The 278-nt window shown below is 44.2% G+C and carries 1 protein-coding gene; it reads right to left on the bottom strand.

Going from position 1 to position 278, the window contains the following annotated elements:
- Positions 1-234: Ig-like domain-containing protein (locus CXF95_RS30990; RefSeq protein WP_232788060.1), on the bottom strand; the 234-nt coding region annotated here is incomplete at its 3' end.
- Positions 235-278 lie beyond the last annotated feature (44 nt).

Genomic DNA, 278 nt, shown 5'->3' with positions numbered 1-278 from the left:
ATTTATTCCCCCCCCAACGATATTGCTCGAGAGCAAAACAGGAGGGCTGTTGTCCACCTGAACACCGGTTGTAAAAGAACTAAACCGATTTAGTGCAATAAAATTGTTGGCCAGATCATACAAGTAGGGGCTATAGCCTACATACCAGTAGTAGAGTCTGGATACTTCCAATAGAGCATCGGGTGTTAGGTCCAGTGTTTTACCATCAGCACTGACTGAAAAACTGCTGGCCACACTTTGTCCTGTGGTTGTGTCGTATAACCTCAATGAATTAGTGT

It is taken from the genome of Paraglaciecola sp. MB-3u-78, from assembly GCF_002835935.1.
GTDB lineage: Bacteria > Pseudomonadota > Gammaproteobacteria > Enterobacterales > Alteromonadaceae > Paraglaciecola.
The sequence above is the reverse complement of the archived record's forward strand: the minus strand, read 5'-3'. Positions and strand labels throughout refer to the sequence as shown.